Origin of the sequence: Lachnoanaerobaculum umeaense, assembly GCF_003589745.1 — a bacterium.
Taxonomy (GTDB): domain Bacteria; phylum Bacillota; class Clostridia; order Lachnospirales; family Lachnospiraceae; genus Lachnoanaerobaculum; species Lachnoanaerobaculum umeaense.
Genome location: NZ_CP032364.1, coordinates 2,102,066 through 2,116,087, shown reverse-complemented (window position 1 = coordinate 2,116,087; position 14,022 = coordinate 2,102,066). Strand labels below are relative to the sequence as shown.

The window sequence follows — 14,022 nt, the reverse complement described above, 5'->3', positions numbered from 1 at the left end:
ATGGCTGATGCAATTTTGATGGCAGGAGGCACAGGAGGAGTTACATCTGATGATGTGACTGCCGGCAAAGCTCAAGTTTTACAAGGATATAGAACAATTACATCAGACAGTGATGATGAAATAGTAGAAGGTGAAATGATAAACCGTGGAAATGGAATGGTTACTGTAGAATTTGGAGATGCCTATTGGGAGAGTAAGTATTTTGCTAGGATTGAACAGGGTTATTATGCACAAGTAGACCAGTGGAAACCTTATGTCAGTATTCCATATGCTGTATTGGCTAACGGTATTCATTTAGATGCTAACAAAATGCTTGACACACTACAAGTATCAGGTGTTAGAGGCAGAATACCGGTTAGAGGATATAGAGGTCCAGACTGTACAGAAATGTTTATGTATCAACCAGATGGTGGATATGTTGTTAGAATTGAGGAGGGGTATTATCATATGGGTGGAAATAGACAATGGAAGCCATATGTTTTAGTATCTCCAGCACTTGCAAAGAGTGCTGTAAACTACCATCCAGAGAAAACCTTGTCAGATACAAGGACTTGTGAAGAACAAGGTCAAATTAAAATGGTCAATACTCAGGATAGCAACTATAGAATCAACAAATCTACAACATATGGGATTGACAGCTGGTCTGATAAAAACAATCCTATTTTATATATAGATTTACCATATGGTAATGGCTACTATTACAGAGGTGATGGTCATCCCCATACTTGTATCGACGCAACTAATTTAGGTACAGCAGGAGCGGATTCTGTGTTGCAATGGCAGACAGCAACTTCTGTGCACGGCGTTAAGTTTGAGGGAGCAATACCCCGTTGGATTTGTAGCACTGGAGATGTAATAAGTGCAGTAGATAACAACGGATTCGCTTGGGATGATACTACAGGTGCTAATAGAGGACGAGGAATTGTAACTAAGATTCCAAATGGGCATTTCATTCAAGGAGCTAATTATGTGTTTTTACCTGCCCCATATGTACTCTCTGAAAATATTCGTGAGGGTGTAAATATGTTCGGTGTACCCGGAGGACTTCCAGACTATAGGATCGGAAGACCGGTTTTTAGGAATGCCACTTTCAATACAATTTATGTAGGGGGAGTGGCGGACAAGGACTTTCCAGAGGCTAATATATTAAGAGACAGGTCTGTATCTGTACATAATTACGCACGATATGATGGTGGTACTACTATAAGTTTGCTTGGATCAAACAATTATCATTTTTTCAATAACTATGCTGGATTTGTTTTAGATAGAGCAATACTGATGACTTTTTTTAAGCAAATAAAAGTAAAGTATAGATTAGATGTTACGAGCAACTCAACTAATGCTAGTAGGTCCGCTGGAGTTGAAGTGTTCGTCGGACTGTATAATGCAGCTAATCGAAGACAGATTCTTGCTAATGCGAGTAAGGAACATAGGTACTATCAGGCGCAGATATATGATGGTGGAGTATACGAGTTTGTGATAGATACATCAGCAATAAATACGGATGTTTTTATTGCATTATGTGCAGTGCCTTTCTCTGACTACAATGGTGCAAGCATTGCAGGAAATGTAACTTTTACAGATATAGAATTAATTAATTAGGAGGCTAAGAATGAGTAAATTGATATTAAAAGATAAAACAGAGATAGAACTCTCGACGCACTACGGCGATACTTTTGTCACAATAATTGATAATTTTGCAAAGCTTGATGAGCTTAAGGACAAGCTTACAGATGCAAACACTGTAATCATGACAGTGCAAAGTGACGGCGGCGAGGATACTGTAACAGGTCTGAAGCTGCAGGGCATCACTACTACCTTTATAAAAAATGAGCTTGGAGCTATTACACAGATACAAGCTCTACTCATGTTCAGGGCAATGGATAAAGTAGAGCAAGTAGAAGCCACTTTGACAGGTCGTATAGATGCCCTATCAAATATGATGCTTGAACTGATGAACAGCGATGAGGAGGAAGAAGGCAATGAGTAAGAAGAAAATGAAAGTATATGTTAGATTTTATGCATCACGAATCAAGTATGGGCTGATGACAATAGATGAAGTTCCGGAGAAGTACAGAACAGCAGTTGAGGAGTTCATGAAAACTGATGAGTATTTAATGATGTAGACACAACAAATATAAAAATATGTGTAATTCCTATTGACAAATATAATTATATGTGTTATTGTATAGTCATAAGGAGGTAAGAAATGAAAAGTTACTCATCAAGGGAAGTGATAAAAATACTAAAAGAAGATGGTTGGTATGAATTACCTAAAACCGGAACAAGTCACTTACAGTTCAAACATCCAACTAAAAAAGGGCGAACAACTGTTAAGCATCCGGACAAGGATATACCACTTAAAACGCTTAGAAGCATTGAAAGACAGTCAGGGTTAAAGTTTCAATAACCCTGACGGGGGGCTTCCCTCTTGATGATTTACATATTTTTATATAAGGAGAGCTATATGAAGAAAGTTGATAGATATTATTATCCTGCTATATTTACATACGAGGACAGAAAAGAGATAGCAGTAACATTTCCGGATTTAGATTGTGCTACAAGTGGTGAGGATGAAAAGGATGCACTTTTATCCGCCAGAGATTTACTTGGGTGTGTACTTAACGGTCTTGAAGAGGACGGAGAACCTATACCACCTGCAAGTAGGTTGTGCGATCTAGAATTAGGGGATAATGAAAGAGCTGTGTTGGTGGACGTTTATATGCCAAGTATTAGAAATGCAAATGTGAATAAATCTGTAAACAGAACAGTAACATTGCCTGCATGGTTAAATGCGGCGGCGCTTGAAAGAAATATAAACTTTTCACAAGTTTTACAGGAAGCGTTAAGACAGCAGATTTCATAAGTATTTTAAAGCACCTATTAAGGGTGCTTTTTTATTGCAAGAAAGGTTGAGTTTATGATTAAAATTGGACAAGCAAGCAGAGATGAAAGAGGAAGATACAGTGGTGGCGCTGCCGGAGATCAGGACGGAAGAGAGGTTTTAATCCGCGAGTGGTACAACCGCCCGTGGAACAAAGTTTTAAGGGCAAAGAATCCAAGTATAGCAGAGAAGATAGCCGCTGCCATGGAAAAGGCCTGCAAAAACGACTATATCGGATACGACCAAAATCAGAGAACCACTCTATATAGTCTCTGCAAGGCCAACGGCTGGAAGATAGAAGATGTAAAAACAGTTTGCGAGACCGATTGCAGTGCTCTTGTATCCGTATGTGTAAATGCCGCAGGCATAAGAGTATCAGGAGACATCTACACAGGCAATGAGGCAGCGGCACTACTTAGAACGGGAGAATTTGAACTCTTAACCGCACCTAAGTACTTGCTATCAGATGAATATCTAAAGCGCGGAGACATACTTTTATATGAGTTCCACCACACCGCTATAACACTACAGGACGGTAAGAAAGCGGGGAAGACTAAACCTGCACAGGTAGAATATCCGCTTGGCTGGAATGTGTCTGAGAGCGGACAGTGGTGGTATGCCGACACACCACAGAGTATTATTGCAGGCAGGTGGGCATACATAAATGGTCGTTGGTACGTCTTTGACCAAAAGGGCTTTATGATTAAAGGCTGGTTTAAGCAGGGAGAAGACTGGTACTATATGAATCCTGCCGATGGTGCTATGCTCAGTGAGCAGTGGGTAAACATTGATGGGTTAGACTTCTATCTTACTCAAAGTGGAGTACTTGCAAGAAGTGTATATATAAAGGATGCTGATAAGGATCTGTATTATTGGGTTGACGCTGATGGCAAGTATCAGAAAGAGTATGATACTTCTACCCCTGATTTAGATAAGTACGATTTGGCAGAGTAGGAATGATGAGAAAGGACGATTAAAATGAGAGCAAATATTTTGTATTCAATAGTTGGAGCAGTAGGAGGATTTGTAGCCATGGCGTTTGGAGGCTGGAGCGACGCACTAATAACACTAATTGTATTTATGTCTGTAGACTACATTACAGGTCTAGCGGTCGCAGGCATATTTAAGAAAAGCAAGAAGAGTGAGAATGGTGCACTGGAGTCAAGGGCTGGGTTCAAGGGATTGTGTAGAAAAGGGGTTGCCCTTCTTATAGTTTTAGTTGCAGTAAGACTTGATATAATTATGCACACGACATACATAAAGGATGCAGTTATAATAGCATTTATAGCCAATGAGGCTATATCAATAATAGAGAATGCCGGGCTTATGGGGATACCAATTCCATCTGTCATAGCTAAAGCTATAGATACTCTGAAAAGTAGTGCTGACAGCACAAAGACTGAAGCATAAACTTTGAAAGTTAGTTGTGAGAAAAAAATAAAAAGAGAGGTTTAGCCTTGTACTTTCCTCTCTTTCTATTTTTCTTGCCTTATTTGTTATTGTTTAAAATTTTTTTCTTGAATTGTGCTTTTGAATTAAAATCTTTTGTACTTTTTTGAAAACATCTGCTGATATGATGCATTCATGCGATCCAAATTTCTCTTTTTCATTAAATTTTATGTATCCAGCATATGTCTTATTCCTCAGTATTACTTTTACTGAGTTGGCTGAGAAATGTTTTCCTCTCTTGCCTATGTACCCAGCTGCATTAAGCGTTCGTGCTGTTTCGGATAGGTTATGTGTTTCTAAGTATGATTCAAAACACAGTTTGACACAATCTGCTTCTCTTTTTACGATTTTCAGTTCATCATTTTTACTAGTGTAGCCTTGCAAAAATGCCGGCGCATACTTGCTCTGCTTGAATTTTTCATCAAGCGCGAAGCTTACTCTTTCGCTTGTAAGCTCGCGCTCTAACTGAGCAAAAACCCCCAAAATACCTACAATCGCACGACCAAAAGGTGTAGATGTGTCAAACACCTCAGTATATGAAACTAAGTCAATGTTTAGTTGATTCAGTTTATATACTGTCTGATACAAGTCAGATACACTTCTTGTGAATCTACTTAATGCCCAGAAAAGTATAATATCAAATTTCTTTTCTTCTGCGTCTTGCATGAGGCTTTGAATTGCAGGTCTGTGAACCATATCTTTTCCACTTATACCCTCATCAGCGTACAATTCATAAACGGAATAGCCTTTGTCAGAGCAGTAGTTTCTTAGAGTTCTTTCTTGAGCGGCTAAAGAGTATCCTTCCCTGGCTTGATCAAGAGAAGATACCCGGATATATATTGCAACTTTCTTGCTCATATGATAGAATGCCTTTGCCTTTCTTTTGAGGTAGGCCATGCAGGTTTGCTTTGGTCGGCTACTGCAGGGCCGTTTTTGTTTATTCTGTTTATGTGCCTCTATTCAGCTGGATTGTAGAATGTTCCGTCATCGTTGATATACTCAACAACCTCATCTTCAGTCACTGACAATGTGCCCGCAACTGAAAGTCCGTTTTCAAGGTCAATTGTGATTTGATACTCGCCAACTTCTGAAAGTCTTTTATTATCTATTTCATTAGTTGTTCCATAGTATGCACCCGATACCATTTGGTCAATTTCTCTTTGTTCCTCCGCTGTAAAGCTACTATAAGTTCTTCCTATCATTGTTTCCTTATTCATATTATCTACCTTTCTTTTACTGCACTTACAGTTTTATATTTGCTGGTCGGCTCTGTAAGTTTTGTAAGTTCCTTAGTTATCTTACAATGTTATTCTACTCTATTATTAGAGTAATGTCAAGCACTTTTTACTCTATTTTTAGAACTTTTTTATTGCTTTTAAATAAGACATAATATATACTTAAAATCAGGAAAACAAAGTAAGGACCACAATTATGATTAGATATAAAATAGATATTATGAAAGAGCTGAATGAGAAGGGATACAATTACACTCGAATAAAAAAAGAAAAATTATTATCCGCTCAAACATTAGAAAATATAAAACAAGGAAAATCTATTACATTAGATACACTTAATAAACTTTGTTTAATGACTAAATTACGTGTGGAAGATATTATAGAAATGACTGCCACAGATGAAGAAAGAGAAAAGTATTATCAGTAGAAGTTATTTGCAAATAGTTATTGGTAGGAACATACTAGTAACAAAACACCTTAAAATGCTATAAAACAGACGTTCCACAGTTCTCAAAGAGATAATCACTTTAAAATTATACCCCATAGATTCAAGTAGAACCTTGAGTTTATGGGGTTTTTGTTTTTTGAATCAACTAAGCAAATATTGTGTATATTGGAATATTTTATTAAGGTATTAATATGCATATATTGTGTGTGTTTATACATAAAGTATTACATATATCTTAAGATATGCTAAAAATGGTATGGACATATGTATAAAGTCAAGGTAAAATAGTAATATAGATTCGGTTTTTTGTATTTAAGAAACTACCGGCTTTAGTGGTAGTTTTTGTATAAAATTTAGTGAATTATTTCAAGTGGATAAAGGATGCTTAATGGTATTAAGTAATGCTATTGTAATTTAGAGCGGGAGGGGAAAATGTACAAGAAAAGATACTTACTTTTGGCTGTAATGCTATTGACAACAATATTTCTAGGCTGTGCAGGCATTGGAAAGAAGAGTGATAAACCTATTGTGCTTACACTTTGGCATGTTTATGGAGGCCAGACAGATTCTCCACTTAATCAAATTATAGACCGATTTAATGAGACTCGTGGCAAGGAAGAGGGGATAAGAATACAGGTCACAAGTGTGTCAAATACAAATACTATACATGAAGCTGTAATTGCAGCAGCAAAAAATGAGCCGGGGTCTGCGGATCTTCCGGATATGTTTGTATCATATCCAAAGACTGTATTGTCACTACCTGATAAAGATATTTTGGTAGATTATAAGGATTATTTCACAGGGGAGGAGTTAAATGAGCTTATTCCGGCATTTGTGCAGGAAGGAATGATAGATGATAAGCTTATGGTGTTTCCGGTGGCGAAGTCAACGGAGATTCTTTTTGTAAACAGGACATTGTTTGAACGATTTGCAAAAGAAACCGGAGCAAGAGAGGAGGATCTTGCCACATGGGAAGGTCTATTTGAGATGGCAAAACTCTATGAAAAATGGACAGATGATAAGACTCCGGATATTCCAAATGATGGAGAAAATTTCTTTGTACATGACTATCATTTCAATTATTTCCAAGTGGGCTGTGAGTCGCTGGGTGAATACTTTTTTACAGATGCATTACAAGGTGGTAAGTTGGCATTTGGAGATAAGTTTAGAAAGATTTGGGAGCCTTATGCTGATGCGGCTATTTCAGGTGGAGTGTGGTTACGTGATGGTTATGCCACAGAACCTCTAAGAACGGGAAAATCCATAGTGAGTGTAGCATCCTCTGCAAGCGTACTGTATTATGAGGATATTGTAACGTATGAGAACAATATTTCAGAACCAATAGAAGTTATATCATATCCTGTACCTGTTTTTGAGGGTGGTAAAAAGATGGTTATGCAAAGGGGAGCAGGTTTTTGTACAGTTAAGTCTACTAAAGAGCGTGAAAAAGCTGCAGCATTATTTTTGAAATGGCTTACAGAGCCTGACAATAATGTGGAATTTGTAGTAAAAGCAGGATACATGCCTGTAACAGATAAGGCATTTGAACAGCTTTCTAAAGTATCTGGAAAGCTTGAGAGTACTAAGTATAGAAGTTTATATGAGGCTATATCAAAAACCAAAGAAGAATATACTTTCTATGTCGCACCACAATTACCTAACTATCTTGATTTGGAGATGCACTTTGAAAAGAATGTAAGACTTGAGCTCTCGAGGGCAGAAGAGGAATATAAAGAAGCTTTGCAAAATAATGAACAGCCGGATAAAGAGGCTTATATCGAGGAGGCTTATCAAAATATAAAGAAGGCGATGCAATAGTTTGGAGACATAAAATGGAACAAAATAAAGAAAAAAACAGGTCTACAACTATAAGAAAAAAGCTATCTTTTTGCGATATTATAAAGGGAATCAATCATCAAAGTAGATCAATGCGTAGCAAGCTTATGATATATCTTTGCTGCCTGGTTTTGGCAGGAACGGGAATATTATTAGTTATGTTGGTGGCTTCAGGTGTGTTTTCTGAGAGTGGAAGACAAATTGGACAAAACCTGCAAGTCCATTTACAAAATCAAAAAAGAGATATTAAAGAGAGAATGGATCTCTTCATAACAAATGGTATGGATTTGTCAAAGAGACTTACAACATATATGGAGAGAGATGTTCTGACATATCCCTATAATATAAAAGAATTGGAAAATGATGAAAAAGGACTTAGAACGATGCAGGAAAACATGTATATGCTATTAGAAGGCAAGTTACATGTTACTCGAGCGAGTGGAGTGTATGCGGTATTTGATACGACAGTAAATACTTCAGCCCCGAATGCAGAATGTTCACGTAGTGGAGTTTATTTGAGGTTGGCAAATGTAAGTGGAAATGTTTTGGAAGATGATGTGTTTCTATTTCGCGGTAATCCAAATGTAGCTATGCAGAATAAAATACAGATACATAATCGTTGGAATATGGAATTTAATACGGAGGATATGTACTGGTTTAATGATCAGATATCTACAGCGAATACCAATCCTACAACAGAGGAGTACTTATGGATTAACAGACAACATTTGAAGGATACATGGGAAAACAGCATATTTTTAAGTGTACCTGTGATTGGAAGCGAGGGTGAAAGATATGGAATATGCGGTCTTGAAATCAGTGGTCTTTTGTTCCGTCTAAGCTATCCCAAATTCGAAAGTAAATATGGTGATATGGTGACCATAATCGCACCTGTAGATCAGGATAGGTTATTGTTTAGTGAAGGACTTAGTGGTTCTCAGGGCAATAGTTATATTAATGAAAATGATGACCTTTTTATTGATACAGGCAAAATATATAATGTTTACTTTAATTCACAAGGGAAATATGTTGGAGTACAACAAACAATAGAAGGTGCATTTGACCCACAAGGCAGGCAATGGGCGATTGCCGTACTTGTTTCCTATGGTAGTTTTGAAGCACAGGAAAGATATGAAAAAGTAATGATGATAGCAATACTAATGGTATTTAGTATTGTCATGTTTATAATATCATTTATAATATCCAGACAGTTTGTAAAGCCGATTGAAAAGGGAATAGAGAATCTGAAAGCAGATGATTTTTATAAAAATGATTCTCGTACAGGAATTGCAGAGATAGATATTCTTGCGGAGTTTCTAAAGAGCAAGGAAGAAAAATACAAGAGTATGGGTGCAGTTCCATCAGAAATAGAAGAGATGTTTGATCGCTTTATAAAAAATTCAAAGGACCTGACTGTATCAGAAAGAAATATTTTGGAATATTATGTAAATGGACATGAAATTGCAGAACTACCGGACTTACTTTGTATAAGTTTAAATACAGTAAGAAAACATAATAGAAATATATATACAAAGCTTGAAGTCAATTCTAAAGATGAGTTACAAATATATATTGATCTATTGGTACGCTGTGGAAGGATTAATGAAATATTAAAATAAAAATTAGAAACACCTAATATTAGTATAAATTATACAAATGTTAGGTGTATTTTTGTGCATTTATTTGGTATTCATCAGATAATATTTGGAAAACTAACTTAAAAGTATTCTTTGGGTAATATACTTTTATTGTGAAATATGATATTGATAGTACAAACAGTAATATTTTTATAGGAAGGGAGGGAAAACTATATATAAATTTTAGTATTGTTGTAAATCATAAAAATATAATAAGAAAGGAAGGTGTTATGAGTCAGAGAAAGGCAATTACAAAAGAGATAGTTAAAATTATAGTATTTTTATTTTTGACATTGGCGTTAATGTGTATTATGCAAAGGGAATCTTATGCTATTGGTTCATATTTTGATTACACTGTTAACTATGTAGATGAATCAGGAAATGTTATAAAATCAGAAAGCGGTAGTCGATTGGGTGGCATCGGTTTAAGTACAGAAATATTTACAATTCCTGTGCAGCCTACATTTACTGAAGGCGGTATAACATATTATGTTAAAAGCAGTGTAGATCAGAACTTACCATCTGATGTTACTTTGAGTTCGTCAAATGATTTGCTTACCGTAACGCTTAATTGGGTTACATATACAGGTGGTGTGACTTATAATTTGGTATGTCGTGATAATAGATATCCATATGTAATTAAATATGAAGATGAATCAGGTAATACACTTATTAATGATCAGACCGGTAGAGCACCGGACATGACTTGGCTGTCTTTGGATAATACAGAGTTTACCGCTACATTATATGATGCGGGTGTAGTATATGTGGTAAAGCCGGTTCAGGTATATAGTGCATATATGTATCAATATAACTCAGCAAATGATATTAAGGTACTGGTAGGTGTAAATTATCCATTATATACAATAGTTTGTACAAGAAAGAATCCATCAGGAAGCGGAACAACCCCCGGCGGAAGCGGAACAACTCCCGGTGGAAGCGGAACAACTCCCGGTGGAAGCGGAACAACCCCCGGCGGAAGCGGAACAACTCCCGGTGGAAGCGGAACAACACCCGGTGGAAGCGGAACAACACCCGGCGGAAGCGGAACAACCCCCGGCGGAAGCGGAACAATCCCCGGCGGAAGCGGAACAACACCCGGTGGAAGCGGAACAACTCCCGGTGGAAGCGGAACAACACCAGGCGGAAGCGGAACAACACCCGGTGGAAGCGGAACAACTCCCGGTGGAAGCGGAACAGCACCCGGTGGAAGCGGAACAACACCCGGTGGAAGCGGAACAACACCCGGTGGAAGCGGAACAACTCCCGGTGGAAGCGGAACAACACCAGGCGGAAGCGGAACAACACCCGGCGGAAGCGGAACAACACCCGGTGGAAGCGGAACAACTCCCGGTGAAAGCGGAACAACCACACCTGGAGTAGTAGTAATTCCTGGCAGAACTGTAGGAAGTGGAAGTACAGTAGGAAGTAGCGGTACAGGAAAAGTCGAAAGAAGCCATAATAGTGGAAGTGGTAGAGGAATTGGTCATAAGGCTATAGGTAAGGGCAGTTCAGGAATCGGCTCACCTCTTAAGCAAGGTTGGATATTAGAAAATAACAATTGGTATTACTATTCTGGAACTACTAGGGATACATTGAAAAAGGGTTGGCACCTAGATCCTCAAGATGGAAAGTGGTATTACTTAAATCCTTTAGACGGTGTGATGTTTATCGGTTGGCACAATATAGGTGAAAAGTGGTATTTCTTTAATAACTATACAACTAATTGGACTTGGGAATTGCGTAATGGTGAATGGTATTTTAAGAATATAGAAAATTCAAGACCTCTTGGATCAATGTATACAAATGAAAAAACACCTGATGGATTCAAAGTTGATAAAAATGGAGAATATATTCGTTAGACAAGTGTTTTTGAATCCAATATAAACTGGCAGAAACTGTTCAATTTCCAAAAAGGAGGGAAGATGAAAAGATATAGTTTAGCTTTTATATTAATAATGATTAGTTTGTTAATCTGCCTGGCTTGCTCAGGTAATGGAAGAAAAAGAGATGAAGCATTGGTAGGAAAATATATAGCTGTATCAGGAAAAGCATTTGGACTTGATCTTTCTCGTGATGAGATGAAAGGATTTACTGTTGAGTTAAATGCTGACGGACAGGCAAAATTGATAGCAGAGGATATAAGGGTAGAAGGTAAATGGTTCAATGATAATACTACTGTGACAGTTAAAGTTGACAAGGTAAATATGGTAGGAACATTGGGTGAAGATACAATTACATTTGACGGATTTTTAAAAGATCAGGTTGGAGCATCAATAGACTTGCAATTTGCAAGAGAAGGAACAGATGCTCTAAAGCCTTAAAACTTCTACTATATAAAACTCTTTTATGAAATTGAACAGTAAGTTCTGTTGTTGATGTGTTGGATGATGATGCCTATTATATATTTATGATAGAAAACTTTGAAAATGGGACTGTCGGGAAATACTGAATTTTAATCCCTACAGAACGAAATAGAAATATCCTGACAAATACAAGGCGTTTTGGCTTTGCGACTTTGTCAGGATATTTTACTTTTCTATAATACTGGCTATTTTGGGGCATAAAACCCCCTTGGCTGAAATTTTGCTTTTGCATTTTTTACTATGCTGTTTTCTCCTGTAGTTTTCCTTCAAATTTCTTTAGTTTGGCATAGAGAAAACGATGATATTTATTTATATTTCTTCCTATTGCAAAAAGCATAAATTCTTTATAAACCTTATCTGAAGTACGATAGTTAAAGCGTCGGAAATCTTCATTCTCTTTAATATCTCCAAAATGACCTTCTGTTTGAATAGAGCGTATCTGTCGTTTCAGAATACCTTTTTCACTCTGTATGTTAGCATGTGACTTCTCTCGGAGCTCTTCCCATACTTCATTGATCTTCATTACTTTATTCTTATCAATATCTTTATCAGGATTATAATTGTATAAACATTTAGACTTATGTTCACATCCACTACAGTCTGAACATCCATATACTTCATATGTTTGTGTATAACCATTCTGTTCTTTCTTTTCTGTGTTGATATGTCTCAGTTCACGGCCGTCATGACAGATATAGACTTGCTCATCCTCAAATACTGTTGTCTTCATGTTGTAGTATTTACCTATATCTTTACTGTATGCTCTTGTTTTTCGTTTTTCATGATCCTGTAGTTTTATATAACTATCTATCTTATTTTCTTTTAGATATAAGAGATTTTTCTCACTACAATAGCCGCTATCTGCCGTAACTTCTTCAAGCACTTCTCCAAATGCTTTCTTATGCTTTTCAAGGACAGGAATCAGTGTGTTATAGTCTGTACGATCATTACTTACATAACTATGTACAATAAAATAATTCTCTACTGCTATCTGTACATTGTATGCAGGCTTTAGCTGCCCATTCAGCATATGATCTTCCTTCATTCGCATAAAAGTTGCTTCCAAATCAGTTTTGGAATAGCTGTTTCTATCTTTTCCCATAATTTCAAAGCATTCTTTATAGCTCATTAATCGCTGTCCACAATGCTCAAGTTCTTCATAGAGTTGTTGAAGCTTTGGCTTTCTCTTACCCTTTCCGTTAACAAATACAATACCTTCTCCGTCAGCAATAGTCATAAGGTTTTTCTGAAGCTTAAGTATTTCAATAGGCGAGCAGTTATCAATCTCTATAATACGGTTATTAGATAGCTTTTTATGTTTCGTAATCTTTCTTTTTCTATTCTTTTCAATAACATCTCTGACTTTATCAATTCCGTCAATCACAAACATCTGTGCATTTCCAAGCTCGTACTTCTCCCCAAAACCGTTATCTTGTAAAAAAGAGTTATAGTCTGAATAAAGCTTATCAATAGAATCCAGCAGACCTGCAAGATGATAATTAATGCTTCCACGCCATACAAAAGTATAACGATTAGCATTAGCTTCTATTTTCGTTCCATCAATAAACAATTCTTTTAATGTTACAAATCCTTCTTTTTGTAATCTTCTCATAAATTGATAGTTTAGATTATCAAGGATATCTGAAGTAAGTTTCTTGCCTTTAAATTCATAAAAAGCATCTCTTTTAGGCTTCCTCCCTTGAGTAAGCCAGATAAAAGCAATATCTCTTTCACATAAATCCACAATACGATCAATAGAGCGTATTCCACGCATATTTGCATAAGTAATAACTGCATACATCATGATCGGGTTGTACCCTGTTCTTCCCTTGTCCGAACAATTGGCTAATAGTCCGGAAAAATCTAAATCCTCCATAACTTTTTTTAGGGTATAGACTGGATCGTCATCGGGTAAACTCAATTCATAGAAGCTAAAGTTGATTTTCTGTTGACCTATTTCAAAAAAGTCGTTATAATAATTAACTGTGAGCATAGTTACATTATAACATGTAACGGAGAAAGATGGTTATCGTTAGCCATCTTTTTTTATGTAAAAACTTAGGGAGGTGTGACTCGTTTTGAGTCACACCTCCCTCTTTTATGGATGCCATTTCCCGACAGCCCCGTTTTTTGTGCAATACTATCAATGATAGTACCATACTTTTAT

15 protein-coding genes are annotated in these 14,022 nt (G+C 36.8%); 12 read left to right on the top strand and 3 right to left on the bottom strand.

Features of this window, described 5'->3' with window-relative positions; all coding sequences use genetic code 11:
- From D4A81_RS09790 to D4A81_RS09765, 7 genes are all read left to right on the top strand, one after another.
- Complete coding sequence (locus D4A81_RS09790) at nt 1-1,602, top strand: hypothetical protein (protein WP_111524810.1); 1,602 nt, start codon at nt 1-3, stop codon at nt 1,600-1,602.
- A 10-nt stretch (nt 1,603-1,612) separates the two neighbouring features.
- Nucleotides 1,613-1,990 (top strand): hypothetical protein, encoded by a 378-nt coding sequence (locus D4A81_RS09785; RefSeq protein WP_111524811.1) that lies wholly within the window; start codon nt 1,613-1,615, stop codon nt 1,988-1,990.
- A complete protein-coding gene (locus D4A81_RS13205) occupies nt 1,983-2,126 on the top strand; it encodes a CD1375 family protein (RefSeq protein ID WP_162902578.1) in 144 nt (47 codons plus the stop codon). The genes D4A81_RS09785 and D4A81_RS13205 overlap by 8 nt, the downstream gene beginning before the upstream one ends.
- A gap of 83 nt (nt 2,127-2,209) precedes the next feature.
- On the top strand, nt 2,210-2,410 hold the full coding sequence (locus D4A81_RS09780; protein WP_111524812.1) for a type II toxin-antitoxin system HicA family toxin: 201 nt from the start codon (nt 2,210-2,212) through the stop codon (nt 2,408-2,410).
- A 57-nt stretch (nt 2,411-2,467) separates the two neighbouring features.
- On the top strand, nt 2,468-2,866 hold the full coding sequence (locus D4A81_RS09775) for a type II toxin-antitoxin system HicB family antitoxin (protein WP_111524813.1): 399 nt from the start codon (nt 2,468-2,470) through the stop codon (nt 2,864-2,866).
- A gap of 54 nt (nt 2,867-2,920) precedes the next feature.
- A complete protein-coding gene (locus D4A81_RS09770; RefSeq protein ID WP_111524814.1) occupies nt 2,921-3,838 on the top strand; it encodes an N-acetylmuramoyl-L-alanine amidase family protein in 918 nt (305 codons plus the stop codon).
- Nucleotides 3,839-3,862: 24 nt separating this feature from the next.
- Nucleotides 3,863-4,294, top strand: a complete 432-nt coding sequence (locus D4A81_RS09765; protein ID WP_111524815.1) for a phage holin family protein — start codon at nt 3,863-3,865, stop codon at nt 4,292-4,294.
- 93 nt (nt 4,295-4,387) lie between these two features.
- On the opposite strand, the gene D4A81_RS09760 is transcribed toward D4A81_RS09765, so the two are convergent.
- On the bottom strand, nt 4,388-5,191 hold the full coding sequence (locus tag D4A81_RS09760) for a recombinase family protein (protein WP_162902577.1): 804 nt from the start codon (nt 5,189-5,191) through the stop codon (nt 4,388-4,390).
- Between the two features lie 98 nt (nt 5,192-5,289).
- Nucleotides 5,290-5,550, bottom strand: coding sequence for a hypothetical protein (locus tag D4A81_RS09755; protein WP_111524817.1), 261 nt, complete (start codon nt 5,548-5,550; stop codon nt 5,290-5,292).
- 214 nt (nt 5,551-5,764) lie between these two features.
- On the opposite strand from D4A81_RS09755, the gene D4A81_RS09750 reads away from it, so the two are divergent.
- The 5 genes from D4A81_RS09750 (at nt 5,765) to D4A81_RS09730 (ending at nt 11,813) form a co-directional block, all read left to right on the top strand.
- Complete coding sequence (locus D4A81_RS09750) at nt 5,765-5,995, top strand: helix-turn-helix domain-containing protein (protein ID WP_111524818.1); 231 nt, start codon at nt 5,765-5,767, stop codon at nt 5,993-5,995.
- A gap of 453 nt (nt 5,996-6,448) precedes the next feature.
- Nucleotides 6,449-7,834 (top strand): extracellular solute-binding protein, encoded by a 1,386-nt coding sequence (locus D4A81_RS09745; RefSeq protein ID WP_111524819.1) that lies wholly within the window; start codon nt 6,449-6,451, stop codon nt 7,832-7,834.
- A 14-nt stretch (nt 7,835-7,848) separates the two neighbouring features.
- Nucleotides 7,849-9,471 carry a helix-turn-helix transcriptional regulator gene (locus D4A81_RS09740; protein ID WP_111524820.1) on the top strand — a complete coding sequence of 541 codons (1,623 nt, stop codon included), beginning with the start codon at nt 7,849-7,851 and terminating at the stop codon, nt 9,469-9,471.
- Nucleotides 9,472-9,719: 248 nt separating this feature from the next.
- Nucleotides 9,720-11,351: a choline-binding protein A gene (locus tag D4A81_RS09735; protein ID WP_242977647.1), complete on the top strand. Its 1,632-nt coding sequence runs from the start codon at nt 9,720-9,722 to the stop codon at nt 11,349-11,351.
- Nucleotides 11,352-11,414: 63 nt separating this feature from the next.
- Nucleotides 11,415-11,813, top strand: coding sequence for a hypothetical protein (locus tag D4A81_RS09730; RefSeq protein ID WP_111524821.1), 399 nt, complete (start codon nt 11,415-11,417; stop codon nt 11,811-11,813).
- A gap of 280 nt (nt 11,814-12,093) precedes the next feature.
- Here D4A81_RS09730 and D4A81_RS09720 read toward each other — a convergent pair whose 3' ends face one another.
- Nucleotides 12,094-13,848 carry an IS1182 family transposase gene (locus D4A81_RS09720; RefSeq protein ID WP_119808303.1) on the bottom strand — a complete coding sequence of 585 codons (1,755 nt, stop codon included), beginning with the start codon at nt 13,846-13,848 and terminating at the stop codon, nt 12,094-12,096.
- Nucleotides 13,849-14,022 lie beyond the last annotated feature (174 nt).